At 44.5% G+C, this 25,900-nt stretch carries 43 protein-coding genes, 1 rRNA gene and 1 pseudogene; 2 read left to right on the top strand and 43 right to left on the bottom strand.

The features are described from left to right. The 3 genes from ACE3K2_RS23440 to ACE3K2_RS23450 form a co-directional block, all read right to left on the bottom strand. Nucleotides 1-75 (bottom strand): 16S ribosomal RNA (locus tag ACE3K2_RS23440); the annotation flags it as partial. 479 nt (nucleotides 76-554) lie between these two features. Further along, a complete protein-coding gene (locus tag ACE3K2_RS23445) occupies nucleotides 555-785 on the bottom strand; it encodes a hypothetical protein (protein ID WP_017692114.1) in 231 nt (76 codons plus the stop codon). Nucleotides 786-939: 154 nt separating this feature from the next. Next, a complete protein-coding gene (locus ACE3K2_RS23450; RefSeq protein WP_421895724.1) occupies nucleotides 940-1,557 on the bottom strand; it encodes a stage II sporulation protein M in 618 nt (205 codons plus the stop codon). A gap of 122 nt (nucleotides 1,558-1,679) precedes the next feature. On the opposite strand from ACE3K2_RS23450, the gene pdaB reads away from it, so the two are divergent. After that, nucleotides 1,680-2,456, top strand: a complete 777-nt coding sequence (pdaB, locus tag ACE3K2_RS23455) for a polysaccharide deacetylase family sporulation protein PdaB (protein ID WP_421895727.1) — start codon at nucleotides 1,680-1,682, stop codon at nucleotides 2,454-2,456. A 109-nt stretch (nucleotides 2,457-2,565) separates the two neighbouring features. Here the strand turns inward: pdaB and ACE3K2_RS23460 are convergent, their stop codons facing one another. Then, nucleotides 2,566-3,198 (bottom strand): KinB-signaling pathway activation protein, encoded by a 633-nt coding sequence (locus tag ACE3K2_RS23460; protein ID WP_421895730.1) that lies wholly within the window; start codon nucleotides 3,196-3,198, stop codon nucleotides 2,566-2,568. 125 nt (nucleotides 3,199-3,323) lie between these two features. Here ACE3K2_RS23460 and gerD point away from each other — a divergent pair, with 125 nt between their 5' ends. Continuing rightward, entirely contained in the window at nucleotides 3,324-4,076 is a 753-nt protein-coding gene (gene gerD, locus ACE3K2_RS23465; protein WP_421895734.1) for a spore germination lipoprotein GerD, read from the top strand. A gap of 88 nt (nucleotides 4,077-4,164) precedes the next feature. On the opposite strand, the gene ACE3K2_RS23470 is transcribed toward gerD, so the two are convergent. The 39 genes and pseudogenes from ACE3K2_RS23470 to rpsJ all read right to left on the bottom strand — a co-directional run bounded on the left by ACE3K2_RS23470 (nucleotide 4,165) and on the right by rpsJ (nucleotide 25,582). After that, nucleotides 4,165-5,265 (bottom strand): P-loop NTPase, encoded by a 1,101-nt coding sequence (locus ACE3K2_RS23470; protein ID WP_421895737.1) that lies wholly within the window; start codon nucleotides 5,263-5,265, stop codon nucleotides 4,165-4,167. 79 nt (nucleotides 5,266-5,344) lie between these two features. After that, complete coding sequence (cwlD, locus tag ACE3K2_RS23475; protein ID WP_421895740.1) at nucleotides 5,345-6,100, bottom strand: N-acetylmuramoyl-L-alanine amidase CwlD; 756 nt, start codon at nucleotides 6,098-6,100, stop codon at nucleotides 5,345-5,347. A gap of 69 nt (nucleotides 6,101-6,169) precedes the next feature. Beyond that, a pseudogene (sat, locus tag ACE3K2_RS23480) lies at nucleotides 6,170-6,511 on the bottom strand (sulfate adenylyltransferase); the annotation flags it as partial. Nucleotides 6,512-6,597: 86 nt separating this feature from the next. Next, on the bottom strand, nucleotides 6,598-6,768 hold the full coding sequence (locus ACE3K2_RS23485) for a hypothetical protein (protein ID WP_421895743.1): 171 nt from the start codon (nucleotides 6,766-6,768) through the stop codon (nucleotides 6,598-6,600). Nucleotides 6,769-6,791: 23 nt separating this feature from the next. Then, the gene (locus ACE3K2_RS23490; protein ID WP_421895746.1) at nucleotides 6,792-7,484 is read right to left on the bottom strand and encodes a phosphoadenylyl-sulfate reductase; all 693 of its coding nucleotides are present in this window, start codon (nucleotides 7,482-7,484) and stop codon (nucleotides 6,792-6,794) included. A 787-nt stretch (nucleotides 7,485-8,271) separates the two neighbouring features. Beyond that, complete coding sequence (gene rpsI, locus ACE3K2_RS23495) at nucleotides 8,272-8,664, bottom strand: 30S ribosomal protein S9 (RefSeq protein WP_017692105.1); 393 nt, start codon at nucleotides 8,662-8,664, stop codon at nucleotides 8,272-8,274. A gap of 19 nt (nucleotides 8,665-8,683) precedes the next feature. Beyond that, complete coding sequence (rplM, locus tag ACE3K2_RS23500) at nucleotides 8,684-9,121, bottom strand: 50S ribosomal protein L13 (RefSeq protein ID WP_024633564.1); 438 nt, start codon at nucleotides 9,119-9,121, stop codon at nucleotides 8,684-8,686. A gap of 205 nt (nucleotides 9,122-9,326) precedes the next feature. Next, nucleotides 9,327-10,100 (bottom strand): tRNA pseudouridine(38-40) synthase TruA, encoded by a 774-nt coding sequence (gene truA, locus ACE3K2_RS23505; protein ID WP_076216861.1) that lies wholly within the window; start codon nucleotides 10,098-10,100, stop codon nucleotides 9,327-9,329. Between the two features lie 159 nt (nucleotides 10,101-10,259). Then, nucleotides 10,260-10,625, bottom strand: coding sequence for a 50S ribosomal protein L17 (gene rplQ, locus ACE3K2_RS23510; protein ID WP_017692102.1), 366 nt, complete (start codon nucleotides 10,623-10,625; stop codon nucleotides 10,260-10,262). A 34-nt stretch (nucleotides 10,626-10,659) separates the two neighbouring features. After that, the gene (locus ACE3K2_RS23515; RefSeq protein ID WP_017692101.1) at nucleotides 10,660-11,604 is read right to left on the bottom strand and encodes a DNA-directed RNA polymerase subunit alpha; all 945 of its coding nucleotides are present in this window, start codon (nucleotides 11,602-11,604) and stop codon (nucleotides 10,660-10,662) included. Nucleotides 11,605-11,740: 136 nt separating this feature from the next. Next, nucleotides 11,741-12,136: a 30S ribosomal protein S11 gene (gene rpsK / locus ACE3K2_RS23520; protein ID WP_017692100.1), complete on the bottom strand. Its 396-nt coding sequence runs from the start codon at nucleotides 12,134-12,136 to the stop codon at nucleotides 11,741-11,743. 19 nt (nucleotides 12,137-12,155) lie between these two features. Continuing rightward, a complete protein-coding gene (gene rpsM, locus ACE3K2_RS23525; RefSeq protein WP_062329455.1) occupies nucleotides 12,156-12,524 on the bottom strand; it encodes a 30S ribosomal protein S13 in 369 nt (122 codons plus the stop codon). 20 nt (nucleotides 12,525-12,544) lie between these two features. Beyond that, nucleotides 12,545-12,658, bottom strand: a complete 114-nt coding sequence (gene rpmJ / locus ACE3K2_RS23530) for a 50S ribosomal protein L36 (RefSeq protein ID WP_003333770.1) — start codon at nucleotides 12,656-12,658, stop codon at nucleotides 12,545-12,547. Between the two features lie 152 nt (nucleotides 12,659-12,810). Next, nucleotides 12,811-13,026: a translation initiation factor IF-1 gene (gene infA, locus ACE3K2_RS23535; protein WP_017692098.1), complete on the bottom strand. Its 216-nt coding sequence runs from the start codon at nucleotides 13,024-13,026 to the stop codon at nucleotides 12,811-12,813. Nucleotides 13,027-13,029: 3 nt separating this feature from the next. Next, nucleotides 13,030-13,338, bottom strand: a complete 309-nt coding sequence (locus ACE3K2_RS23540) for a KOW domain-containing RNA-binding protein (RefSeq protein ID WP_017692097.1) — start codon at nucleotides 13,336-13,338, stop codon at nucleotides 13,030-13,032. Nucleotides 13,339-13,348: 10 nt separating this feature from the next. Continuing rightward, nucleotides 13,349-14,101 (bottom strand): type I methionyl aminopeptidase, encoded by a 753-nt coding sequence (gene map / locus ACE3K2_RS23545; protein ID WP_036607191.1) that lies wholly within the window; start codon nucleotides 14,099-14,101, stop codon nucleotides 13,349-13,351. Between the two features lie 3 nt (nucleotides 14,102-14,104). Then, nucleotides 14,105-14,749, bottom strand: a complete 645-nt coding sequence (locus ACE3K2_RS23550; protein ID WP_421895775.1) for an adenylate kinase — start codon at nucleotides 14,747-14,749, stop codon at nucleotides 14,105-14,107. 90 nt (nucleotides 14,750-14,839) lie between these two features. After that, nucleotides 14,840-16,138, bottom strand: coding sequence for a preprotein translocase subunit SecY (secY, locus tag ACE3K2_RS23555; protein ID WP_421895778.1), 1,299 nt, complete (start codon nucleotides 16,136-16,138; stop codon nucleotides 14,840-14,842). Next, nucleotides 16,138-16,578: a 50S ribosomal protein L15 gene (rplO, locus tag ACE3K2_RS23560; protein ID WP_062836188.1), complete on the bottom strand. Its 441-nt coding sequence runs from the start codon at nucleotides 16,576-16,578 to the stop codon at nucleotides 16,138-16,140. The genes secY and rplO overlap by 1 nt, the downstream gene beginning before the upstream one ends. Before the next feature lie 43 nt (nucleotides 16,579-16,621). Next, nucleotides 16,622-16,807 carry a 50S ribosomal protein L30 gene (gene rpmD, locus ACE3K2_RS23565; RefSeq protein WP_017692092.1) on the bottom strand — a complete coding sequence of 62 codons (186 nt, stop codon included), beginning with the start codon at nucleotides 16,805-16,807 and terminating at the stop codon, nucleotides 16,622-16,624. Between the two features lie 13 nt (nucleotides 16,808-16,820). Continuing rightward, the gene (gene rpsE, locus ACE3K2_RS23570; RefSeq protein ID WP_017692091.1) at nucleotides 16,821-17,318 is read right to left on the bottom strand and encodes a 30S ribosomal protein S5; all 498 of its coding nucleotides are present in this window, start codon (nucleotides 17,316-17,318) and stop codon (nucleotides 16,821-16,823) included. 27 nt (nucleotides 17,319-17,345) lie between these two features. After that, nucleotides 17,346-17,714 carry a 50S ribosomal protein L18 gene (rplR, locus tag ACE3K2_RS23575; RefSeq protein WP_017692090.1) on the bottom strand — a complete coding sequence of 123 codons (369 nt, stop codon included), beginning with the start codon at nucleotides 17,712-17,714 and terminating at the stop codon, nucleotides 17,346-17,348. Nucleotides 17,715-17,831: 117 nt separating this feature from the next. Continuing rightward, on the bottom strand, nucleotides 17,832-18,374 hold the full coding sequence (gene rplF, locus ACE3K2_RS23580) for a 50S ribosomal protein L6 (RefSeq protein WP_017692089.1): 543 nt from the start codon (nucleotides 18,372-18,374) through the stop codon (nucleotides 17,832-17,834). Between the two features lie 30 nt (nucleotides 18,375-18,404). Further along, a complete protein-coding gene (rpsH, locus tag ACE3K2_RS23585) occupies nucleotides 18,405-18,803 on the bottom strand; it encodes a 30S ribosomal protein S8 (RefSeq protein ID WP_017692088.1) in 399 nt (132 codons plus the stop codon). 32 nt (nucleotides 18,804-18,835) lie between these two features. Beyond that, entirely contained in the window at nucleotides 18,836-19,021 is a 186-nt protein-coding gene (locus ACE3K2_RS23590; RefSeq protein ID WP_013312154.1) for a type Z 30S ribosomal protein S14, read from the bottom strand. A gap of 73 nt (nucleotides 19,022-19,094) precedes the next feature. Further along, nucleotides 19,095-19,637 carry a 50S ribosomal protein L5 gene (gene rplE, locus ACE3K2_RS23595; protein ID WP_253441169.1) on the bottom strand — a complete coding sequence of 181 codons (543 nt, stop codon included), beginning with the start codon at nucleotides 19,635-19,637 and terminating at the stop codon, nucleotides 19,095-19,097. Between the two features lie 32 nt (nucleotides 19,638-19,669). Then, complete coding sequence (rplX, locus tag ACE3K2_RS23600; RefSeq protein WP_017692086.1) at nucleotides 19,670-20,023, bottom strand: 50S ribosomal protein L24; 354 nt, start codon at nucleotides 20,021-20,023, stop codon at nucleotides 19,670-19,672. Nucleotides 20,024-20,062: 39 nt separating this feature from the next. Then, a complete protein-coding gene (gene rplN / locus ACE3K2_RS23605) occupies nucleotides 20,063-20,431 on the bottom strand; it encodes a 50S ribosomal protein L14 (RefSeq protein ID WP_017692085.1) in 369 nt (122 codons plus the stop codon). A 34-nt stretch (nucleotides 20,432-20,465) separates the two neighbouring features. Beyond that, nucleotides 20,466-20,732: a 30S ribosomal protein S17 gene (gene rpsQ, locus ACE3K2_RS23610; protein ID WP_017692084.1), complete on the bottom strand. Its 267-nt coding sequence runs from the start codon at nucleotides 20,730-20,732 to the stop codon at nucleotides 20,466-20,468. 48 nt (nucleotides 20,733-20,780) lie between these two features. After that, nucleotides 20,781-20,978: a 50S ribosomal protein L29 gene (gene rpmC, locus ACE3K2_RS23615; protein WP_017692083.1), complete on the bottom strand. Its 198-nt coding sequence runs from the start codon at nucleotides 20,976-20,978 to the stop codon at nucleotides 20,781-20,783. Next, on the bottom strand, nucleotides 20,968-21,402 hold the full coding sequence (rplP, locus tag ACE3K2_RS23620; protein ID WP_017692082.1) for a 50S ribosomal protein L16: 435 nt from the start codon (nucleotides 21,400-21,402) through the stop codon (nucleotides 20,968-20,970). The genes rpmC and rplP overlap by 11 nt, the downstream gene beginning before the upstream one ends. A gap of 2 nt (nucleotides 21,403-21,404) precedes the next feature. Then, nucleotides 21,405-22,070, bottom strand: coding sequence for a 30S ribosomal protein S3 (rpsC, locus tag ACE3K2_RS23625; protein WP_076216858.1), 666 nt, complete (start codon nucleotides 22,068-22,070; stop codon nucleotides 21,405-21,407). 15 nt (nucleotides 22,071-22,085) lie between these two features. Continuing rightward, nucleotides 22,086-22,418, bottom strand: coding sequence for a 50S ribosomal protein L22 (rplV, locus tag ACE3K2_RS23630; protein WP_024633583.1), 333 nt, complete (start codon nucleotides 22,416-22,418; stop codon nucleotides 22,086-22,088). 35 nt (nucleotides 22,419-22,453) lie between these two features. Continuing rightward, nucleotides 22,454-22,732, bottom strand: coding sequence for a 30S ribosomal protein S19 (gene rpsS / locus ACE3K2_RS23635; protein ID WP_062836183.1), 279 nt, complete (start codon nucleotides 22,730-22,732; stop codon nucleotides 22,454-22,456). A 71-nt stretch (nucleotides 22,733-22,803) separates the two neighbouring features. Continuing rightward, nucleotides 22,804-23,634: a 50S ribosomal protein L2 gene (gene rplB / locus ACE3K2_RS23640; RefSeq protein WP_017692078.1), complete on the bottom strand. Its 831-nt coding sequence runs from the start codon at nucleotides 23,632-23,634 to the stop codon at nucleotides 22,804-22,806. Nucleotides 23,635-23,664: 30 nt separating this feature from the next. Continuing rightward, entirely contained in the window at nucleotides 23,665-23,955 is a 291-nt protein-coding gene (rplW, locus tag ACE3K2_RS23645; RefSeq protein WP_017692077.1) for a 50S ribosomal protein L23, read from the bottom strand. Next, nucleotides 23,955-24,578 (bottom strand): 50S ribosomal protein L4, encoded by a 624-nt coding sequence (gene rplD / locus ACE3K2_RS23650; RefSeq protein WP_421895796.1) that lies wholly within the window; start codon nucleotides 24,576-24,578, stop codon nucleotides 23,955-23,957. The genes rplW and rplD overlap by 1 nt, the downstream gene beginning before the upstream one ends. 25 nt (nucleotides 24,579-24,603) lie before the next feature. Continuing rightward, nucleotides 24,604-25,227: a 50S ribosomal protein L3 gene (gene rplC, locus ACE3K2_RS23655; protein ID WP_053779208.1), complete on the bottom strand. Its 624-nt coding sequence runs from the start codon at nucleotides 25,225-25,227 to the stop codon at nucleotides 24,604-24,606. 46 nt (nucleotides 25,228-25,273) lie between these two features. Beyond that, on the bottom strand, nucleotides 25,274-25,582 hold the full coding sequence (rpsJ, locus tag ACE3K2_RS23660; RefSeq protein ID WP_017692074.1) for a 30S ribosomal protein S10: 309 nt from the start codon (nucleotides 25,580-25,582) through the stop codon (nucleotides 25,274-25,276). Nucleotides 25,583-25,900 lie beyond the last annotated feature (318 nt).

The raw sequence follows: 25,900 nt of genomic DNA on the forward strand, positions 1-25,900 counted from the left end.
TCAACTCCGCTCGACTTGCATGTATTAGGCATGCCGCCAGCGTTCGTCCTGAGCCAGGATCAAACTCTCCAATAAAGTATTGAAAAGAGCGATAAGCTCATTTTGAATCTGACGAGATTAAAAATCTCATTTGTGCTCCAGTCGATTCAAGCCAAGGCTTGTTTCGAACTTTTGCGTTCATTCTGCAAGCAGAATGTTTACTCACTCGTTGTTCAGTTTTCAAAGATCAAACATTCAATTCCGTGCTGTTTTTCATGTTGTCGTCGTTTCAGCGGCGACTTTTATAATATATCATGTTCAAGTTCTCTTTGCAAGCATTATTTTTTCGATTCTTTTCAATCGCTTTATTTTCATGCTTGTTTTGGTGAACCGCTCCTAAAAAAGGAACGAAAATTAATTTACCATATGAATTTAGAAAGGTCAACCCTTTTTCGACAAAAAGCATGAACCTCTCAACAATTTCACATTTTCATGATTCAGAGGTACAGCCCCCGCTATTAAGAGCCGCACCTCACTTCCACTACTGTACATCGAATATATGACCAGCTTCAGCATTACGGCTTCGACTTTTTCAGCTTCCCACCTCTTGCATATTTGGACAGCTCTTTTGGCGGGGCAAATCGTGCATACATGCGGAATACAGTCTTATATCGGCTCGCGATAGCATATTTGATCTCTTGGTCAAGACGATTATCACTTAGATCGAAAAGCATCTCATCTAATTCTTTACGCAGCACATAGTCTAGTTCCTTGCATTCCTTCTCGTTAAACAACATACCCAACATTAGAGTTCTCCTTTTTGTGCATAGCCTCTTTATCACACTTACACAAGTTTCATGCAGCCCCCCGTGCAATCGCTTTTTATGGGTGCTGCTGGAACCCGTTTTATTGTTATGGTCAACTTTCTGAAAATTTATGAATGCCAACCATCACAAAATTTTATCCTCTCACCAGAGTATACGTAAGTGTGCTTTCGATGATTGCTGCAACAAAAAGCAAGATGACAACCCAGAAGGATGCCGTTAACGTCTTATTCATAAATGTTCTCCACCGGATACCCATTGTGTTTCGCTTGTCACTTCCAAGTTGTGCAAGGCTTTTGATAACCAGACCACCAAACTTCAGTCCAAATGCGCAAGCAATAATAATGACGGGAATCTCAATTATGCCATGCGGAAGCAAACCTTTAACCACAATATCATAGAAACTCGCTCCATAATTCATGGTGGTGTGAACTACAAATCCAAGGACCATCCCATTGATCAGCAGGAAGATGACTGGCAGAATACCGAAGAATATACCGGCATAGATGACAAGCACACTTTTGATCGCATTATTGAAAAAGATAAACAGGAAGAAGTTCCATTGTACATTGCCCCCCTGTTCCAGCCGTTCACTGACTTCACGTAATCCTCCAATTTGATTCAACAACAATTCTTCCAGTGGCCCTGTACTCACCCATCCTGCCCCTATTCCAACGATAAACAATACTACTGCCCAGATTAATGCATTGCGGATGGAGCCAAGATCTCTAAGAAATGTACTGAATTTTAACATAATAACCTCCTGTAGGATGTAAAATGATGGACAAACAAGGCCCCGTTACGAATAACTGAGGAGTACGAGCATACATTGGAGAGTAAACAAGCATTTCTTATGGGAGAGGGGCGCTTATTGAAATGAACTCGTTCTATGTATTTAGCGGCAAAAAGATTAAACGGTACCTGATTGTCCTCGTTGCTGCCATCTTTGCGATCGGTATTATTTATCTGGAGAGTGGCAATGTCTCCGTATTCTCGGAGGAAGCACCTTCAGCCGTCTACAGCGTTCCAACCGAAAAAAAGGTCATTGCTCTTACCTTTGACATTAGCTGGGGAGATAAACGGACAGAGCCGATTCTGAAAGTTCTTCAGGAGAATAAAGTGCAGAAGGCAACCTTCTTCCTATCCTCCCCCTGGAGCAAGACACACCCCGAAATTGTAACTGCCATCAAAGAGGCAGGATATGAAATTGGCAGCCATGGTCACAGACATGAGAACTACAGCAGCCTGACCGAGGAACAGATTCGCAAAGAAATTTCGACAGCTCATAGCATTTTAACCGATTTAACGGGAAAAGAACCGAAATTACTGCGTCTGCCCAACGGGGACTTTGACAAGCGTGTGCTTCAGGTAGCCAATAGTCTGAATTATCAGGTTGTTCAGTGGGATACCGACTCTTTGGATTGGAAAAACCCCGGTGTACAGACCATTGTTGATCGCGTAGTAAGCAAAGCACATCCAGGGGACATCGTACTGCTGCATGCAAGCGATTCCTCTAAACAAACTCATGAGGCACTCCCTGTCATTATCGACAAATTAAAAAATCAGGGCTATGAATTTGTAACCGTGTCTGAATTGCTTAACCACTCCAGTGTGGAAGGTAAGGAAGTTCGCGATCAAGCCAGCGGTCAATAATTGGCAAATTCCTTGGGGCTACAGCTCCCCGTACGGATGTAAAGAGTTTAAAATTTGAAAAGAGCTAACCAGGTTAGCTCTTTTTGGTATGTTTTATACTAGACGCAATTTATGCTCGACTTTCTTTCAACTGTTCTGCCTCTCCACTTATGCTGTTCTTTGCGGATACATCCACAAGCCTATGCAATATCAGCATTTGGTATGCATTACATAAGAGCAAGGGAACCACAATAAAGATAGTTGCAGCGTTCACATCAATACGCAATACGCCGATCGTCTCCACTATGGTGACGGCAATCATGAAAAAGAGTGTAGGTACTAGTGCGGAGAGATGAGTCAGCTTTACTTTAACGTAAGCGGTAACAATTGCAGCGGCCAAAATAATGAGACCTAACACAATATCCGATATGCGCTCCCGGTCTCCCCCAACAAACAGACGTAAAAACATCACGTCAAATAGGGCTAACACCGTTAATACAACTTGCACGATCTGCCAACCGCGCTTAGGAAATACACCTTTACCCATATAATTCAATATCAGATATGCAAAGAAACCCATTTGTGAATACACGCTGATCATAACCCCTGATCCAAATAGGATCAAAAGATACAGGAGAAAATCATTCAATCCATTTGTTTTCTCTCCGTTCAACAACATCATAATCAATCCTGTACCTAACGCTCCCGCGGCCCCAATAAGCAAGGCTGTCCAAAACAGGAAAAACCATTTACGTAAATTCAAATGTTTTCCACCCCCGAGTGTTTATTTTACCAACCTTCTCAACAAAAAACCATCATTGCTCAACATATTTAACCCTTTCCCATCACATACTACATCCAGTATCTAATCAAGGAGGGATTGTACACATGAAACGGCCTTTGTGGCAGCTATGCTGTGTCGTACTGGGGCTATCCGTCATGCTTGCCGGCTGCGGTTCAGATCAGAGTTCTTCGCCTCCTCAGGGCAGTTATAAAGAGATGAAAACAATGGTTGTAGATATTTTGAAAAGTGACGAAGGCAAGAAAGCGGTTGAGGAGGCTCTTACAGGTCAGAGCACATCCAGCGGTGAAGGTGGAGGTTCAGAAGAAGGTGGCGGCGGATCGGGTGGTGGTTCGAGAACCATTGGTATGAAAATGTTAATGCCTGTGCAATCTTCGGAACAAATACGTATTGCAGTAAAAGATACCATCACAGCCCCCGAATATAAGAAAGAGTTCGAAAAGATCATGACTGATCCGCAGTTTGCGGGTGAATTTGCCAAGGTGATCAATGCACAAAGTAAACAACTTCATATGGAACTGATTAAAGATCCCACCTATCAAAAGTCTGTTGAATCCATCATGAAGTCACCTGAAGTATCCAAGATGTTCATGGATATGACGAAGACTCCGGATTATCGTAAACAGACGATGACTGTCATGCAGGAAGTGATGCAAAACCCGTTGTTCCGCATGGAAGTACTAACTTTGCTCAAGAAGGTAGTACAGGACGAATTGCAACCCAAAGTAGAAAGTGGCGGTCAACAAGGGCAAGAACAAGGCGGACAGCAAGACGGCCAAGGTGGTAGTGATGGCGGAGATGGTGGAAGCAGTGGAGATTCAGGTGGCGGAGGATCATAAACAGCAGGTGTTAATACACACCACAGATACTGAAAAGCCTGCATCCAAGTGGACGCAGGCTTTATTTGTATTTATAACACTCATACCCTTAGAATTTGGATTCAATGGACCGGGCAACTTCATCGTAGATAGCCCCTATACGGGAATCTGCTTTGTAGACAGAAGGTGAGAAATCAGGCTCGGAAGGATGATTATCCGGCGTACCTAATGGAATCTGGGCAAGCAAGCTTGTATGCAGACTTTCCGCAAGTCTTCCCCCGCCTCCACGACCAAAGACATAATCCTTCTCGCCGCAACTGCCACACTCATAATAAGCCATGTTCTCAACCACACCAAGTAACTCATGATCGGTCTGAATAGCCATTGCACCCGCACGTGCTGCGACAAAAGCTGCTGTTGCATGCGGCGTTGTAACGATAATTTCCTTGCTCTGTGGCAACATCTGATGCACATCCAAAGCGACGTCTCCCGTCCCTGGTGGCAAATCCAGTAACATATAATCCAGTTCACCCCATTGGACATCCGTAAAGAATTGACGCAGCATTCTACCGAGCATCGGTCCACGCCAAATTACCGGGTTGTTCTCCCGAATAAAGAAGCCCATCGACATGACTTTGACTCCAAAACGTTCAACCGGTTGAATAACGCCATCTTCAACGACCGGATATTCTTCAATCCCCATCATGTCGGGTACACTGAAGCCATAGATATCCGCATCAATTAATCCCACTTTCTTACCTTGACGTGCCAAGGCGGCAGCGAGATTAACGGTCACCGTTGATTTACCAACGCCACCTTTACCACTGGCCACAGCAATAAAACGAACACCTGATTCAGAACTTAACAGCTCATGTCCATCCAGACCCGCTGCGTGACCTTTTACGAGCACTTCGTCCCGATCTGTCTCATCATTGGGTTGTCCCATATTCAGGCTCTCACGATCATGCTCAGAAGCTGCACGCACACGAATATGTACATCCTTAAGTCCGTGCTGGGACAACAGATTACGCGCTGCATCACTCAAGGCTGTTGTATCCTCAGGTTGATTTTCCAGTGTCACGATGGTCAGAGCCACATGATTTTCTTTCACCATAATATCTCGAACCCATTCCAGTTCGGTCAGACTTACTCCCAATTGTGGTTCTTGTAATGGCTGTAATAGTTCAAGTATCTGTTCTTTTGATAACATCAGACAGCACCTCAGCTTTATCTATTGGCATGTAATTAGGTATGCTGATCCAATTATATCATTACCTTTCTTGTTCTGACTAACTTTTAGGTCGTTCTCCTGAGGAATATCTAAGAATTCCATTATAGATCGAAGCAGCTACCTTGCGTTGATAAGCTTCGTCGGCAAGCATACGAGCCTCTTCTGGATGAGAAAGGAAACCCACTTCTACCAGTGCTGAAGGGATCTTCAGAGCCTGTAACAGATAAACCGTATTCACCGTTTTGGCGATTCGATCTGTATTCTCCAGATTACGAACCATCTCTTGTTGAAGCAGATTAGCCAACCCTTCGTTATCCGGATGGTTAGGTGTATAGAAAACCTGCGCTCCACTCCATCGGTTAGATGGGACACTGTTCATGTGAATGCTGATAAAGAGATCTGCTTGCTTATCCTCTATCCGCCGCACTCTTTGTTTCAGATCTTCCGTCTTGCGTTTGGAGTACCCCCTGGTGTCCGATTCGGCTAAATCAGTATCTATTTCTCGTGTCATAACCACTAAAGCCCCTGCCTGTTGCAGATAATCTCTCACATACAAGGCGATAGACAGGTTAATATCTTTTTCAATAACCCCCTGCTTACTTACCGCTCCTCCATCTGGACCTCCGTGTCCTGCATCAATGGCAATGACTTTACCCGCCATCGGCAAACTCCAATAACCTGACGTCTTGGCGGAAGGCAGCTCATAGGACATTACCGCCACTAACATGGCCAGCAGACAGAGGCTCAGCATGACCCTTTTAATTGTTTTTAACCTAATCCAGACTACAAAGTGTTTCCCCATATTTTTACGCATAAAAAAAACCACCTCGTCCCTATAAATGACTCTAATCATCTATATGGGACAAGATGGACAAATATACCGTTAGGACCGGACTTGCTCCGGCATTCCTTCAATCAGAACCTCAGCTACCTCAGGACGTGTAAATTCAGGAGGAGGACACTGGCCGTCACGGAGCAACCCGCGTACTTTGGTGCCGGAAAGCGTCATATAGTGTTCTTTATCATGTGAGCAAATTTTGCTGGATGCCGTGTTTCCACATTTGGTACAGAAGAAACTATGTTCGAAGAACAGCGGTGTGATCCCAAGTTCCTCTGCTGTGAAGTTAGTAAAGATCTCCTGCGTTTCATATGTTCCATAATAATCACCAACACCCGCATGGTCACGACCAACAATAAAGTGCGTACACCCGTAATTTTTGCGAACGCCGAGCTTCTTCACCCTGGTATATACTTTGGACTTCGAGCAGTCCATAAGTTACTCCATCTTGATCACCAACAAGTTTCACAAGTTCACCAATCTGGAGGGATGCGGGGCACCCCAATCAGATCCACATCTGATATCGTCCAGGTATTAATAAGCAAAGAGGATAAGTTTTTACTGTCTTGCAACAATTGCTCCCGTTCTTCTCCTTGTACGACACGCTGAACCAGCGTACCTCCATGTGGCAGAATCGATGTCATCTTGTCAGTTCCTAGTGTATCTATTATTTATGAAGGCCACATTCCGTTTTATCATTACCAGACCAGCGTCCAGCACGAGGGTCCTCGCCAGGCATAACCTGACGTGTGCAATGCTCACAGCCAATACTCGGGTAGTTCTGATCATGTAGAGGATTATATACAACGTTATTGTCACGAATATATTGCCATACATCCTCTGTCGTCCAATGTGCAATTGGATTAAACTTCATCAGGCCAAATTTTGAATCATACTCAACTTTTTTTGAGTTTGCACGAGTTGGTGCTTGATCTCTACGAATACCTGTAATCCAGGCATCATACTGAGAAAGAATTCGTGTTAACGGTTCGACTTTTCGAATGTTACAGCACGCATTGGGATCAGACTTCCACAACTCTTTACCGTGTTGAGCTGCCTGCTCTTCCGGAGTAATCTTAGGTGACACGCGTACAAATTCAAGGTTGTAGTTCTCTTGCATCTTATCACGTGTTTCGTATGTTTCTTTGAAGTGGAAATCAGTATCCAGATAAAAAATATCTGTGGACGGGCTGATCTTCTGCAACATATCTACAAGTACAACATCTTCCGCACCAAAGCTACATGCAAAAGTGATATTAGGAAATGTTTCAATAGCATAACGAATAATATCCTCTGGACTAGCATGCTCCAGTTCCTCTGCCTTCGTCCGTGCCAATTCTTCTTTCTCCAACAAGTTCATCTGTGAATTCCCCCCATTCTGCATTTCAATACATCTTAAAGCCGACTAATCTAATATGAATTATATTTAGTATAAATCTTTCTTTGCGGATGTCAATGCCTGCCATATGGTAAAATAAATCAGTTTTTGCCCATTTTGATTGTCGCTCTAACACAATATTTTGGTTTAATTTATCCATTTCTCTGTTCATGAGACAAAAACAATGATGTTGGTCCAAGTGATTGGTCAGATGATAATACATCTCTTCGGCTTGGAAAGTTTTGCTGCTGCTAGGTTTGGACAGTTCTTGCAGGCAAAAGCAGCATCAAAAAATCACTAGTCGATTAAAAATAAAGAAAGAGAAGATCAAGTTTCAAAGGGAGGTGATTGACGACATATAGCCATTGATATGTAAGGTACTTTTATCGTATCCATAAGAAATACTGATGAGACTTGCAGTAAAGAATTAAGTGCAAAACCAGTAAACCAAAAGCTTTAAAAAATCCAGCGTGAGCGCCAATTGATGATTTTATAAAAAAGGTGTTGATCGTGTAGTAAGTGATGGGTAAGCGAAAAATGAATGATCTAAAACGACTAAAGAGGTTCAGTTAGATGTTTTAAAGGTACATATTATAGAACTGTAATAAGGGATATTAAGAGGATATTGCAAAGGTGATGAGGAGAAAATGCATAAGCATAAGGAGAGATATCAGAGATATGAGAGCTATCGCACAGACAGATACAGTATAAGGCTGAATCGTCTTGAATATATAAAAAAGCCTTTGACCGAGGCCAAAGGCTTTTAATATTAACGTTTGGAGAACTGAGGTGCGCGACGAGCCGCTTTGAGACCGTATTTTTTACGCTCTTTCATACGTGGGTCACGAGTCAGGAATCCTGCTTTTTTCAGGGATGCACGGTATTCCGGATCTGCTTTCAACAGAGCGCGGGAGATACCATGACGGATTGCGCCGGCTTGACCGGAGATTCCGCCACCATGAGCAATAACAAGAACGTCATAGTTGTTGAGCGTTTCTGTCAAGTTCAGTGGTTGTTTTACGATCAGTTTGAGTGTTTCCAAACCGAAGTATTCATTAATATCACGTTTATTGATGACAATGCGTCCTTCACCCGGTACAAGGCGAACACGTGCTACCGAATGTTTACGACGACCTGTCCCATAGTATTGTACTTGTGCCATGAAACTGTCCTCCTTTTAATTAACCGCGAAGTTCGTAAACTTCTGGTTTTTGTGCTGCATGTGGATGCTCAGTGCCTCTGTACGCTTTAAGTCTCAACTTCATTTTCTCGCCCATGCGAGTTTTAGGAAGCATACCGCGAACAGCCAATTCCAACATACGCTCAGGTTTGTTTTTAACCATCTCTTCAGCAGTAGTTACTTTCAAACCACCTGGGTGCATAGAGTGACGGTAGTATTTTTTACCTTGCATTTTCTTACCAGTCAATACGATTTTCTCAGCATTGATGATAACAACGAAATCGCCAGTGTCCACATGTGGAGTGAATTGTGGCTTATGTTTGCCGCGAATCAAAGCAGCTGCTTCGCTCGCCAAACGTCCGAGGGTTTTGCCTTCAGCATCAATGATGTGCCATTGGCGCTCAACTTCGTTAGGCTTCGCCATGTACGTAGTACGCATGAAAAGTTCCTCCTTAAAATGTTCAAAATCATCATTTTCATTTATCTTCGTTCGTTAAGTTATAACTTTAGGTGTTGATGGATTGTAAATTTGATGTGAACCTCTTAATTGGGGCTGTGGGAAAGCCATTAAGAAAACACAACTTTTATATTACATGATAGGCGATTAAATCGCAAGTGTTAATTAAGTTTTTCACTCACCAAATTTAATCTTTTTTGTATTCAAGATCCCAGAGCATTAAACCGCAGCTAACTGCAGTAGGTCCTGCAGCAGATCGATTACATGCAGCAATCATATTCGGTACATCAGAGGCTTTCCGTTTGCCCTCTCCGATCTCCAGCAGTGTCCCAACAATAATACGAACCATATGCTGCAAAAAGCCGTTACCACTCACATAAATGTGAATGACACCCTGATCGCGCGGATGGTCTCTGCACATTGATCGGTCCACTTCCATCCATGCTTCGTATACCGAACGGACATGATTCTCTTTCTGAGACTTGCGTGAAGCAAAAGAGGTAAAATCATACGTCCCTATGAAATGTCGTAAACCCTCCTGCATTGCCATAATATCAAGCTTCGCATGATGATGATATTGCAGTCTTCTGTTGAATACATCCGGAAATTGATTCGCATTGACTGTATAACGATACGTCTTCTTTTTCGCTGCATAGCGAGAATGAAAATCAGCCGAAACTTCAATCGCATCAATAACGACAATATCGGAGGGTAGTCTGGAGTTGAGTGCAATACACCAACGTTCAATCGGGATCTGGGACTCCGTAGGAAAATTGAAGATTTGTCTGCGGGCGTGAACACCTGCATCTGTTCGGCCTGAACCTGTAATTTTAACCTTCTCACCGGTTAAAGCACGAATCGCATCTTCAAGATGATCCTGAATGGTATTCCCACCCGGCTGTACTTGGAAGCCGTAATAGGCAGTGCCATCATAAGTTAACGTCATACATAAGTTCCGCATTATTACCACACCTTTGTTCCATACTATACATATCCCTATCCCGAACAGCAAAAGAAGCCCCTTACGGAGCTTCTATTACAGCACGAATTCCGAAATGAAGAGAAAAAAAGGGTTAATCCAGAATCGTTGATTCTGTCCCCTTTCCTCATCTCATCTGTTTTACGCGCGGTCTACCAGTTCCAAGTAAACCATTGGCGCTGCGTCACCACGACGAGGTCCCAGTTTCAAGATACGAGTGTATCCACCTGGACGCTCAGCGTAACGACCGGACAATTCGCTAAACAGTTTTTGGATTGCATCTTGCTCACCATCGATAGTTTCGCGGCGAACATAAGCTGCCACTTGGCGACGGGCATGAAGATCTCCCTTTTTCGCTTTAGTGATCAGTTTTTCAGCAATAGAGCGAACCTCTTTTGCTTTCGCTTCAGTTGTCTGAATGCGTTCGTATAAGAACAGGTCGGTTACCAGGTCACGGAACAAAGCTTTACGTGCGCTGGAATTACGGCCCAACTTTTGGTATGCCATTGTTTTCCCTCCTTCACTTCAAGCACTCGGCTGTCTATTCTTCTGTACGGAGTCCCAAACCAAGTTCCTCAAGCTTCTCTTGAACTTCTTCCAAAGACTTGCGTCCGAGGTTACGGACTTTCATCATGTCTTCTTCCGTTTTCGTAGTCAGCTCTTGCACGGTATTAATACCGGCACGTTTGAGGCAGTTGTAGGAACGAACAGAGAGATCCAGCTCTTCGATCGTCATTTCGAGTACTTTTTCTTTTTTGTCTTCTTCTTTTTCGACCATGATCTCTGCATCTTTCGCTTCGTCTGTAAGACCCACGAAGAGCATCAAATGCTCAGTCAAAATTTTAGCGCCAAGGCTTACAGCCTCTTCAGGACGAATACTTCCATCAGTCCAAACTTCCAACGTGAGCTTGTCATAGTTGGTCACTTGACCGACACGCGTATTTTCCACAGCGTAGTTAACGCGACTGATCGGGGTGAAGATGGAATCGACTGGGATGACGCCGATCGGCTGGTCATCGCGTTTATTCCGATCTGCCTGGACGTAGCCGCGACCGCGATTGGCAAAAATACGCATGTGAAGTCTCGAACCTGGTCCGAGCGTAGCAATGTGCAAATCCGGGTTAAGGATTTCCACATCGGAGTCAGCACGGATATCTCCAGCCGTAATTGCTCCTTCGCCTTCAGCATCAATCTCGAGCACTTTCTCCTCATCCGAATGAATCTTAAGCGACAAAGCTTTCAGGTTAAGAATAACCTCCGTAACATCTTCCATTACGCCAGGAACTGTAGCAAATTCATGCAGAACGCCATCGATTTGAACCGAAGACACTGCCGCACCCGGCAGTGACGAGAGCAAGATTCGGCGAAGCGAGTTTCCAAGCGTCGTACCGTATCCGCGCTCAAGCGGTTCTACTACGAATTTCCCATAGGTGCCATCATCGTTGACGTCTACCGTCTCAATTTTCGGCTTTTCGATTTCAATCACTGCAATACCCCTCCTTCAAAACGTCGGTCCTCTATGAAACATTTACCTTCTCTTGCGAAAACATGTAGTAGTATGCCTAAACAACCATTATTAGCAGATTGTGCCGGAAATATACCACACGCAGGGGCAAATCTCATTAGACACGACGACGTTTTGGAGGACGGCATCCGTTATGCGGGACTGGAGTTACGTCTTTGATCAGGTTAACTTCAAGACCAGCAGCTTGCAAAGAGCGGATCGCTGCTTCACGGCCTGCGCCTGGTCCTTTAACCATAACCTCAACGGCTTTCATCCCATGTTCCATTGCAGCTTTGGCAGCAGTCTCAGCAGCCATTTGTGCAGCAAACGGAGTCGATTTACGGGAACCTCTGAATCCGAGACCGCCGGAGCTTGCCCACGAAATTGCATTTCCGTGAGGATCCGTAATAGTAACGATAGTGTTATTGAAAGTGGAACGGATATGCGCCACGCCAGATTCAATATTCTTACGGTCACGACGTTTAGTACGTACGACTTTTTTCGGTTTAGCCATTTTCTCTTATCCCCCCTTATTATTTCTTCTTGTTCGCTACTGTACGACGAGGACCTTTACGAGTACGAGCATTCGTTTTCGTACGTTGTCCACGAACAGGCAGACCACGACGATGACGAACTCCACGGTAACAACCGATCTCCGTCAAACGTTTAATATTCAAAGAGATTTCTCGACGCAGGTCACCTTCTACTTTGACCTCTTTATCGATACTTTCACGCAATTTGCTGACTTCATCTTCCGTCAAATCACGAACACGAGTGTCCGGATTGATGCCTGTTGTGCTCAGAATTTTCTGGGAAGTCGTTTTACCGATTCCGAAAATATAAGTCAAGGCGATCTCAACGCGCTTATCACGTGGCAAATCCACACCAGCTATACGTGCCATTTTACGCTACACCCCCTTCTTTAACCTTGTTTTTGTTTGTGTTTCGGATTTTCACAGATAACCATAACATTCCCTTTGCGGCGAATGACTTTGCATTTTTCGCAAATCGGCTTGACCGAAGGTCTTACCTTCATGTGAATTACCTCCTCAAAGTTTTGCTAAGCAAAACCCTCTTCGTAAGCATTGACCTTGTTCTACTATTGTAAAACCGGCTTCGAAGCTTTCGCAAGTTTTGCCGGGCAAAACCCGCTTCATAAGCTTCACAGTTCATTGCAACTGTCTACTACTATTTACGGTAAGTTATGCGACCTTTTGTTAAATCATAAGGCGACAACTGAACAACTACTTTGTCTCCAGTCAGGATACGGATAAAGTGCATCCGCAGTTTTCCGGAAACGTGAGCGAGAATTTGATGACCGTTCTCAAGCTCAACCTTGAATGTTGCATTCGGTAGCGGTTCAAGAACCGTACCTTCCACTTCAATGACATCTTCCTTGGCCATTAGTCAGTCTCCTTTCTCTTCAGCTTGAATGTTGGTGGATTCCAGAAATGAATGAACCGCATAACGGAGCTTTCCATTTGTCACCCGACCACTCTCGTTTAAACTGTTCACAACCTCGCTGCTAATCATAGGCTGGAGTTCCAGATGAAGAAGATTCTTCTTCTTGGGTTGATCAAACTTACGTTTGTCTCCATCCGCAATATATACGAACTTACTGTCCGCTATAGCAACAATTACTGCGGCTTGGTCCGCATTGCGGCCTTTACGGATCTTCACAAGTTGACCGAGCTGCGGATTAGACTGATTGTTCATGCCTTATCACCTACGCATTCAGTTTCGTGAAAATTTCCATACCATCAGGTGTAACTGCTACGGTGTGTTCAAAGTGGGCACATAACTTTCCATCAACCGTGACGACAGTCCAGTTATCTTCCAACGTTTTCACATACCGTCTACCTACGTTAACCATCGGCTCTATGGCCAGCACCATGCCCGCTTTAAGCCGTGGTCCCCGATCGGGAAGACCATAGTTCGGAATCTGTGGTTCCTCGTGCAGATCTGCGCCTATGCCGTGACCGACATATTCACGAACGACAGAGAACCCTTCATCTTCAATATATTTCTGAATCGCATGAGATATTGTAAACAAGCGAACGTCCGGTTTTACCAGCGCCAGACCTGCGTATAACGAAGCCTCGGTAACGTCCAGAAGACGACGGGCTTCTTCGGAAATACGGCCGACTGGATAAGTCCAGGCGGAATCTCCATGATACCCCTGGTACTGCGCGCCAATGTCAAACGTAACGATATCGCCCTCGTTCAACTTGCGTTTGCCGGGAAATCCATGTACCAACTCTTCATTTACTGAAGCGCACACACTGGCAGGGAAACCGTTATAACCTTTGAAAGACGGCACAGCTCCTTGACTGCGGATATATTGATCAGCCATATGGTCAAGTTCACCAGTCGTAATACCGGGAGCGATATGCTCTGCCAAGAGACGATGCGTTTCCGCAACAATTCTCCCTGCTTCCCTCATCAAGCCCAGTTCCGTTTCGGACTTACCAATGATCATCAATTAACCTCTCAGTAAGGACACGATTTCTTGAGAAACTTGATCGATATCCTGTTCTCCGTTCATTTGACGAAGAAGACCTTTAGTCTCATAGAACGTGAGGAGTGGTGCAGTTTTGTTGATATACTCGTCCAGTCGTGTACCTACACTCTCTTCATTATCATCAGAGCGTTGATACAACTCACCACCGCATTTATCACAAATACCTTCCTGCTTAGGCGGATTGAATACCACATGATAAGTGGAACCACAGTTTTTACAAATTCGACGACCCGTCAAACGAGCGAGCAATTTGTTGCGATCCACTTTCAGGTTGATTACATGATCGAGACCTGAGTTCAATCGATCCAGAATGCCATCGAGCGCTTCTGCTTGCGAAAGGGTTCTTGGAAATCCGTCCAAGAGGAAACCTTCTCTGCAGTCAGGCTGCTGCAAACGTTCTTCAACGATGCCAATGGTTACATCATCTGGTACAAGCAATCCTTGATCCATATATTCCTTGGCTTTCATGCCAATGGGAGTTCCCTGTTTGATCGCGAGACGAAATGCATCGCCTGTTGAAATATGGGGAATACCGAACTCTTTCACGATGACGTCTGCTTGCGTTCCTTTTCCTGCCCCCGGAGGGCCCATGAATAGGATGTTCACGTTATGTCACTCCCTCCAAGACTACCCTACATCAACAAACAGCACAATAGGTGCCGGCAAGTAAATCTTCACTCGACCGGTACCTATTGCCTATTTATTGATAAAACCTTTGTAGTGGCGTTTGATCAATTGGCTTTCGATTTGCTTCATCGTATCCAGCGCAACACCGATAACGATCAGGAGGGATGTTCCTCCAATTTGCGCAGATTGAGGCAAACCAGAAAGTGCCCCTAAGAATACAGGCAGAACGGAAATGACTGCCAAGAAGATGGCTCCGGCCATTGTCAAACGAGTCATGACACGGGTCAGATATTTCTCGGTTGCTTTACCCGGACGAATGCCTGGGATGTAACCGCCGTTCTTTTTCATATTATCAGCCATCTGCTGTGGATTCATCTGTACGAAAGTATAGAAGAATGTGAAACCGAAGATCATCACGACATACAATAACATACCCAGAGGTTTGTGTGTAGTCAGGTTTTGACCAATCCACCGAGCCCAATCTTGATCTGCCCAGAAATTGGCGATGATCGTTGGGAACATCAACAGCGATGAAGCAAAGATGACAGGGATAACACCTGCTGCATTAATTTTCAGCGGGATATGTGTATTCTGTCCACCGTACATTTTGTTACCTACGACACGTTTAGCGTACTGTACCGGAATTTTCCGAATCGCCTGCTGAATATAAATGACCCCTATGATGATCAACACAATAACAATTGCGATGATTACACCTTTAAGAATATTCATAAACAGTTGGTCAGGTTGAATGAAGTCAGATTCGATCGTTTGTTTGATAATGTTAGGCACCGTAGATAGGATACCCGCAAAGATCAAGATCGAAATCCCGTTTCCTATGCCCTTCTCGGTGATCTGCTCACCAAGCCACATCAGGAATGAAGTACCAGCCGTAAGTACAATCGCGATCAAGATATAATCTGCAAATGTAGCGTTAGGCACCATCTCTGTATTGTACAAGCGGTTGAATCCGATCGACGTACCAAACGCTTGAATCAATGCCAGCCCGATGGTTAAATAACGGGTCAACTGTGCAGATTTTTTCTTACCTTGTTCACCTTGCTTTGCCCACTCCGCTAATTTAGGAATAACGTCCATGGAAAGCAACTGTACTATGATAGACGCAGTGATGTAAGGCACGATCCCGAGCGCAAATATCGAGAACTGGAAGAGCGCTCCACCCGAGAACGTATTGAGAAGTCCAAAAACTTCTTTACCCGCAGAATTTGTCGCTTCGAACACATCTTTGTTAACTCCCGGTACGGGAACAAAGGAGCCGATGCGGTAAATGATCAGTACAAAAAGGGTAAATAATACCCTTTTGCGCAGATCTTCAACCCGCCAGATATTCTTTAGGGTCTTGAACATTAAATCACCTCAGTTGTACCGCCGGCAGCTTCAATTTTCTCAATAGCAGATTGAGAAAACTTGTTAGCTTTAACAGTCAGCTTCACAGTGACATCACCGTTACCCAGGATTTTGATTCCGGATTTAGCGTTTTTAACTACGCCATTCGTCATCAAGAATTCTGGAGTTACTTCAGTACCCGCAGCAAAACTATTCAGGTCTTCAGTATTCACAACTGCATATTCTTTGCGAGTTGGGTTTACAAAACCACGTTTTGGCAAGCGACGATACAATGGATTTTGTCCACCTTCGAAGCCTGGACGTACTCCACCGCCAGAACGAGCGTTTTGTCCTTTGTGACCGCGACCTGATGTTTTACCTGTACCACTACTTGGACCGCGACCAAGACGTTTACGTTCTTTGCGGGATCCAGGAGATGGTGAAAGCTCATGTAACTTCATCGTTCGTTGCACCTCCTTAAAGATTTGTGGGATTAACCCGTTTTTAAGCTTCTACTTCTTTAACAGCAACCAAGTGGCTTACTTTGTTAATCATACCACGGATGGCAGGATTATCGTTTTGTACCACTTTGCTATTGATTTTGCGCAAACCCAATGTTTTCACAGTTGTTCTTTGCGTCTCCGGACGTCCGATCAAGCTGCGGACGAGGGTAATTTCTAATTTAGCCATGAGAATTCCCTCCTTAACCCAGAAGCTCTTCGACGGATTTTCCGCGCAGTTTAGCCACGTCTTCAGCACGCTTCAAACGGGACAAACCTTCCAAAGTCGCATTGACCATGTTCATGGAATTCGAAGAACCCAGAGATTTTGTCAAAATGTCACCTACACCAGCAAGTTCGAGAACCGCACGTACAGGACCACCAGCGATAACACCAGTACCTTCAGATGCTGGTTTCAACAGCACGCGTCCTGCGCCGAACTTACCTGTTACCAAGTGAGGAATCGATGTTCCTACGAGTGGAACGTGTACAAGGTTTTTCTTAGCGTCTTCAATACCTTTGCGAATTGCATCAGGTACTTCGCCCGCTTTACCGATACCAGCTCCAACCCAGCCGTTGCCGTCGCCGACTACAACCAGTGCGCTAAAGCTGAAACGGCGTCCGCCTTTTACTACTTTAGCTACGCGATTAATATTTACAACTCTTTCAGTCAGTTCCAAAGTATTCGGATCTACACGCAAGTCGTTAACCTCCTTTTGAAAAATATCTTAAAACTCAAGTCCTGCTTCACGAGCCGCTTCAGCCAATGCTGCGATACGACCATGGTACAGATAACCGCTACGGTCAAATACGATGTTGGAAACACCTTTATCTTTAGCACGTTTAGCAACGAGTTCGCCAACTTTACGAGCTGATTCAACAGATGCACCATTTTTGATGTCAGTGCTCAATTCTTTGTCTACAGTAGACGCAGAAGCGATTGTTACACCAGCAACATCATCGATGATTTGAGCATACATATGTTTACCAGAACGGAATACGTTCAAACGAGGACGTGCTGCCGTTCCTTGGATTTTCTTACGAACACGAAGGTGTCTTTTCAGACGAGCCTTATTTTTATCTGGTTTCGTAATCATCTCAAAGATTCACTCCTTTCAGGTTACCTCGCTGGCTTCAAATCAGAAGCCACGGGGTATATTAGAAACACACGAAGCAAGCAAGCCGAAAGCCGCGCAAAGGCGGTAAGAGAAATCTTATTTCTTCTTACCGGCTTTACCTTCCTTACGGATGATACGCTCGCCTTCATATTTAATACCTTTACCTTTGTACGGCTCAGGTTCACGTACGGAACGGATTTTAGCAGCGTAAGCACCTACACGCTCTTTGTCGATTCCGCGAACGATGATTTTTGTATTCGAAGGTACTTCGAATTCAATTCCCGCTTCCGGTGTAATTTCAACCGGGTGAGAGTAGCCAACGTTCAGAACGATTTTATCTCCGGATTTGCTTGCACGATATCCGACCCCAACCAATTCCAGAGATTTCGCGAATCCTTCAGTAACGCCGCTCACCATATTGTTTACAACGCTACGCGTTGTGCCGTGCAAAGAACGGTGAGTTTTGTTATCGGAAGGACGCACAACTGTGATTTCGTTATTTTCAACTGTAACCTTCATGTCTTTATGAAGCTCACGAGTCAAAGTTCCTTTTGGTCCTTTTACCGTAATAACGGTGTTGTCCAGGGTGATGTCTACACCACTTGGTACTGTGATTGGTTTGCGACCAATACGAGACATATGTTGCACCTCCTATCTTGTGACGTTATATTACCAAACGTAGCAAACGACTTCTCCGCCGGATTTCGATTGACGAGCTTCTTTGTCCGTCATGATACCTTTAGATGTCGAGATGATCGCGATTCCCAGGCCACCAAGTACACGAGGTACTTCGTTGCTTTTCGTGTAAACACGAAGACCAGGTTTACTGATTCTTTTCAGACCAGTGATAACGCGCTCGTTATTTTGACCGTATTTCAGGAAAACACGGATAATCCCTTGTTTGTTATCATCGATAACTTCAGCGTCACGGATGAAACCTTCACGCTTCAGGATATCGGCGATTTGTTTTTTCATTGTCGAAGCAGGCATTTCTACCGTTTCGTGACGAACAGTGTTCGCGTTACGAATACGAGTAAGCATATCTGCAATTGGATCAGACATAGTCATTGTGAGTTAACCTCCTTCCCGTTCAGGACTTTTTACCAGCTTGCTTTTTTCACGCCAGGGATCTGGCCTTTATAAGCTAATTCACGGAAGCAAATTCTGCAAATTTTGAACTTTTGCAGGACCGAATGTGGACGTCCGCAACGCTCACAGCGTGTATATGCACGTACTTTAAACTTTGGAGTACGTTGTTGTTTAACTTTCATCGAAGTTTTTGCCACTTAGCCTGACACCTCCTAAATAATTTCGGAGAAAAGGGAGTCTTTCCAGACACCCGGAAACGTTATGCCAACATTACTTAACGAAAGGCATTCCCATTTGCGTAAGCAATTCGCGGGACTCTTCGTCTGTTTTCGCCGTTGTTACGATGACAATATCCATACCGCGGACTTTATCAACTTTATCATACTCGATCTCTGGGAAGATCAATTGCTCTTTCAGACCCAGTGTGTAGTTACCACGTCCGTCGAAAGCTTTGCTCGAAACACCACGGAAGTCGCGGACACGAGGAAGCGTAACGTTGAACAGTTTATCGAGGAAGAAGTACATACGCTCGCCGCGCAATGTTACTTTAACACCGATAGGCATATTCTCACGCAGTTTGAATCCTGCGATAGATTTTTTTGCACGAGTGATTACAGGTTTTTGACCTGCGATCAGTTGCAAATCGTTTACTGCGGAATCCAACACTTTGGAGTTTTGGACAGCGTCGCCCACACCCATGTTGATAACGATTTTCTCGATTTTCGGCACTTGCATTACCGTTGTATAGTTAAACTTCTGCATCAAAGCAGGAGCGATTTCTTGCAGGTAACGTTCTTTCATTCTTGATGCCATGAATCATAGCCCTCCTTTCTCATTCGGTTCAATTAGTCGATAATTTCTCCGGAACGTTTAGCAACGCGCACTTTCTTTCCGTTATCCAAAACTTTGTAACCTACACGGGTTACTTTTCCGCTCTTCGGATCGATGTGCATTACGTTGGAAACGTGAATCGGAGCTTCCTTCTCGATAATGCCGCCTTGCGGATTTTGCTGGTTAGGCTTCTGGTGTTTTTTCACCATGTTCACACCTTCCACAAGGACGCGGTTCTCACGAGGATAAGCAGCGATGACACGGCCTTTTTTACCTTTGTCTTTACCGCTGATCACCATAACCGTATCTTCCTTTTTAACGTGAAGTTTGTTGTTATGGGATTCCAGAACTTTTTTCACTCTTGGCATTTCGTACACCTCCTGTTTCTAACATCACGAGATTAAGCTTTAGATAACTTCTGGAGCCAAGGAAACGATTTTCATGAAGTCTTTATCGCGAAGTTCGCGAGCAACTGGTCCGAAAATACGTGTTCCACGTGGGCTTCTGTCGTCTTTTACAACAACCGCTGCATTTTCATCAAAACCGATGTAGGAACCGTCTTTACGACGTACAGAACGTTTCGTACGAACGACAACCGCTCTAACTACATCACCTTTTTTGACAACGCCGCCTGGTGTTGCTTGTTTAACAGAACAAACGATCAGATCACCGATTTGAGCTGTACGACGTCCCGTACCGCCGAGTACGCGGATACACATCAGTTCCTTCGCACCGGAGTTGTCAGCCACAGTCAAACGTGTAAATGGTTGAATCATTTAGTATTCCTCCTTTCAGCAGTGCTGCTGAGCATTAGATGATAACCGCTTTTTCTACGATTTCAGTAAGTCTCCAGCGTTTATCTTTCGAAAGCGGACGAGTCTCCATGATTTTCACCGTGTCACCGATTTTCGCAGTGTTTTCTTCGTCATGTGCTTTGAATTTTTTAGTAACCTTAATGCGTTTATGGTACAAGTTGTGTTTTTTGTAAGTTTCTACAGCAACAACAATTGTTTTGTCCATTTTATCGCTGACCACTTTACCAGTTTGCACTTTACGTGCGTTACGTTCTTCGCTCATTGTTGGCCTCCTTCCTGATTACGGACGGATTGTCCATCCTATCCCTAATTAACCGATTCCCAATTCTCTCTCACGGATAATGGTTTTAGCACGAGCTATTTCTTTCCGCACATCACGGATGCGAGTCGGGTTATCCAGCTGACCGGTAGCTAATTGAAAGCGGAGGTTAAAGAGTTCTTCTTTAAATCCGGCAATCTTTTGCTCGATTTCAGCAGAGGTTAGGTTGCGAAATTCACTAGCTTTCATTTGCTTCACCACCCAATTCTTCACGTTTCACGAACTTCGTTTTGATTGGCAGTTTGTGAGCGGCAAGACGCATTGCTTCGCGAGCAATTTCCTCCGGTACACCAGCAAGTTCAAACATGATCTTACCTGGTTTCACTACTGCAACCCATTTTTCTACGTTACCTTTACCGCTACCCATCCGAACCTCGAGAGGCTTTTGAGTGATTGGTTTGTCTGGGAAAATTTTGATCCAAACTTTACCACCACGTTTGATGTAACGAGTCATCGCAATACGAGCCGCTTCGATCTGACGGTTCGTAATCCAAGCCGGTTCCGTAGCTTGCAGACCGTATTCGCCAAAGTTCAGAGTCGTTCCGCCTTTAGCTTGGCCTTTCATATGTCCACGTTGTTGCTTACGGTGTTTTACACGTTTTGGTACCAACATGATTAGTTGCCTCCTTCCTTAGCAGCTTGTTTCTTAGCCGTAGGAAGAACCTCTCCACGATAGATCCATACTTTTACGCCGATACGTCCGTAAGTAGTATGAGCCTCTGCTGTACCATAGTCAATGTCAGCACGCAGTGTGTGCAGTGGAACAGTTCCTTCGCTGTAGCCTTCAGAACGTGCGATCTCAGCACCGCCAAGACGTCCGCCTACTTGAGTTTTGATACCTTTAGCACCAGAGCGCATAGTTCTTTGAATTGCTTGTTTCAGAGCACGACGGAAAGAAACACGACGTTCCAATTGTTGTGCAATGCTTTCAGCTACAAGAACTGCGTCCAAGTCTTGGTTCTTAATTTCAGAAATGTTGATGTGTACTTTTTTACCGCCAGCAATTTTCGTAATTTGGTTACGAAGATTTTCAACTTCCGAACCACCCTTACCAATAACCATACCTGGTTTAGCAGTGTGAATCGTTACGTTTACGCGGTTAGCCGCTCTCTCAATTTCTACACGAGATAAAGCGGAGTCTTTCAATTTATTTTTCAGGAATTCACGAATTCTCACGTCTTCCATCAAAAGATCACCGAAGTCTTTGCCTGCATACCACTTAGATTCCCAGTCACGGATAATTCCGACACGGAGTCCGACTGGATTTACCTTTTGGCCCACACATTTCCCCTCCTTCTACTTCTCAGATACCACCAAAGTAATGTGGCTAGTACGTTTGTTAATACGACTTGCACGTCCCATTGCACGAGGGCGGAAACGTTTCATTGTCGGTCCTTGGTTCACGTAAGCTTGCGAGATAACCAAGTTGTTAACATCCAAAGAATAGTTATGTTCCGCATTCGCAATAGCGGAGTTAAGCAACTTCTCAACGATTGGAGAAGCGGATTTCGGAGTGTGACGGAGAATGGCAACCGCCTCACCTACTTGCTTGCCGCGAATCAAGTCAACAACGAGTTGAACTTTACGAGGAGCAATCCGGATAAACTTAGCATGTGCTTTTGCTTCCATTGTGTAACCTCCTCTCAAACATTAAAGATGTTCATTTATCTTCTTGTTTTCTTATCATCATCAGTATGGCCTTTGTACGTACGGGTTGGAGCGAACTCACCCAGTTTGTGTCCGACCATGTCCTCAGTTACATACACTGGCACGTGTTTACGACCATCGTAAACGCCAAATGTGTGTCCGATGAATTGCGGGAAAATTGTAGAACGACGGGACCAGGTTTTGATTACGTTCTTCTTACCTGAAGCTTCCATCTCTTCTACCTTTTTGAGCATGTAGCCATCAATGAATGGCCCTTTTTTCAAACTGCGACCCATGTGGAGATCCTCCCTTCAAACGTAGCTATTATGCATCCGCAGATGCCTCACGAAGTTATGCACAGTGTGTATTACTTCGTGCGGCGGCGAATGATGTATTTATCAGAAGCTTTATTTTTCTTACGCGTTTTGTAACCAAGAGTTGGTTTACCCCATGGTGACATTGGCGATTTACGTCCGATTGGAGCACGACCTTCACCACCACCGTGTGGGTGATCGTTAGGGTTCATTACTACACCACGAACCTCAGGACGTTTACCCAACCAACGGCTACGACCGGCTTTACCGATTTTGATGAGCTCGTGGTCTTGGTTACCAACAGATCCGATTGTTGCGCGGCAAACTTTCAAAATACGACGAACTTCTCCGGAAGAGAGACGAACGGAAACGTATTTTTCTTCTTTACCAAGCAATTGAGCTTCTGTACCAGCAGCACGAACCAATTGTCCGCCTTTACCTGGTTTCAACTCGATGTTGTGGATAACGGTACCTACTGGAATGTTTTCAAGTGGCAGTGCGTTACCGATTTTGATGTCTGATTCAGGTCCGGAGAATACTTGATCTCCAACTTTCAAACCTTTAGGAGCGATGATATAACGTTTCTCACCATCAGCATAGTGAATCAGAGCGATGTTGGATGTACGGTTCGGGTCATACTCAATCGTAGCAACGCGGCCCGGTATTCCATCTTTAGTACGTTTGAAGTCAATGATACGGTATTTACGTTTGTGTCCACCACCATGGTGACGAACTGTAATTTTACCTTGGTTGTTGCGGCCTGCTTGTTTGCTCAACGGGGCCAACAACGATTTCTCCGGCTGATTTGTGGTGATTTCCTCAAATGTAGAAACGGACATGTTCCGTCTTGCCGGGGAAGTTGGTTTATACTTTTTGATTGGCACTGGGTTTCCCTCCTTACTTCAAAAATTCAATTATACAGTTTCAAAGAACTCAAGCGTTTTGCTGTCTTTTGTCAACGTTACAAACGCTTTTTTCCATTCGCTAGTATATCCGGAATAACGTCCGTACCGTTTTGGCTTAGCTGGAACACGAAGCGTGTTCACGTTTTTCACTTTTACGTTGAAAATAGCTTCTACAGCCTTTTTGATCTCGGTTTTGTTTGCACGGATATCGACTTCAAATACATATTTCAAGTCATTCATCATGTCAGCAGTACGTTCCGTAATAATCGGACGTTTTACAATATCACGAGGATCCTTCATTACGCGAGCACCTCCTCTACCTTCTGAACTGCTTCTTTCGTAATGATCAATTTGTCGTGCGAAAGCACGTCAAGAACATTAATACCGTCAGCAGCTACGAATTTCACGCCTGGAATATTCCGTGCGGAAAGAGCTACATTATCATCATAGCTAGGAGCTACGATCAAAGCCTTACGTCCCACTTTGAGGTTACTCAAGATGGCAGCAAATTCTTTAGTTTTAGGCGTGCTCAACGAAAGAGCATCCAAAACGATAATGTCATTGTCAAGCACTTTGGATGAAAGGGCCGATTTGATCGCCAAGCGACGAACTTTCTTAGGCAGTTTGTACGCATAGCTCCGTGGTGTTGGACCAAATACGATACCGCCGCCTTTCCATTGTGGTGAACGAATTGAACCTTGACGAGCGCGACCTGTACCTTTTTGTTTCCAAGGTTTACGTCCACCGCCACGTACTTCAGAACGTCCTTTTACTTTGTGGGTACCTTGACGAAGGGAAGCGCGTTGCATAAGAACTGCATCGTACAGAACGTGTTGGTTCGGCTCAATTCCGAAAACCGCATCGTTCAATTCAACTTCGCCTACTTGGCTACCATCTACATTGTAAACTGATACTTTTGGCATTTTGTGTTCCTCCTTTCTTCAGTGGTTATTTTTTCACCGTTTCTTTAACTTTAATGAGACTGTTTTTCGGTCCAGGAATGGAACCTTTCACGAGCAACACGTTACGCTCAGCGTCTACTTTAACTACTTCAAGACGTTGGATTGTAACAGTATCATGTCCCATGTGTCCTGGCAGGCGTTTGCCTTTAGGAACTCGGTTAGCTTGGATCGAACCCATCGAACCCGGGCCACGGTGATAACGCGAACCGTGTGACATAGGTCCAGTGCTTTGTCCCCAACGTTTGATTACGCCGGCAAAACCTTTACCTTTAGAAACACCCGTTACGTCAACGAATTCGCCTTCAGCGAAAATGTCAGCTTTCAGTTCTTGGCCAACTTCATATTCAGCGATGTTGATACCGCGAACTTCACGAACGTAGCGCTTAGGGGCAGTGTTCGCTTTTTTAGCGTGACCTGCTTCTGGCTTGTTAGCATTTTTCTCTTTCTTATCGGAGTAACCGATTTGAATCGCTTCGTAGCCATCGTTCTCAATGTCTTTCTTTTGCAAAACAACACAAGGGCCTGCTTCGATAACCGTTACTGGAACGACGTTACCTTCAGGAGTAAATACTTGAGTCATTCCGAGTTTTTTTCCTAAGATTGCTTTCATGTTGACACCTCTTTTCCTTTATACATGGTCTTTGTTGTAGCTTATATTACAATTTAATTTCGATATCTACACCGGACGGCAGATCCAAGCGCATCAAGGCATCCACAGTTTGTGGAGTCGGGTTAACGATGTCGATCAAACGCTTATGTGTGCGTTGTTCGAATTGTTCCCGAGAATCCTTGTACTTGTGCACCGCACGAAGAATAGTAATGATTTGTTTTTCAGTAGGAAGCGGAATCGGACCGGATACACCAGCACCCGAACGTTTTGCTGTTTCAACAATTTTCTCCGCGGATTGATCAAGAATTCTGTGGTCGTAAGCTTTCAAACGAATACGAATTTTTTGCTTTGCCATTTTAGTCCCTCCTTCTATCGCCCAATTTTTTATCGGACATACTCCGTGAAAATTTTCTAGCCACTCTCCCATGGCAAAGGGGCCGGGTGTGCCAGTAACCTCTCACATCATCGCAACGTCACAGAACAACATTCATTATTATATAGAAAAGATAGGCGTATTGCAAGCATATTTAATAAAAACATTTAAACTTATCTTTTCTGATGAAATGACTTCGTTTATTGCAGTGTTTTATCTTCAATATCCAGGCTGCCTTGCCAATCCTTCTAAACTCTTAAATGATGTTCATTTCGCATGACGCAGGTTCCGAAACTTTAC

Origin of the sequence: Paenibacillus sp. (genome assembly GCF_048976745.1) — a bacterium.
GTDB lineage: Bacteria > Bacillota > Bacilli > Paenibacillales > Paenibacillaceae > Paenibacillus.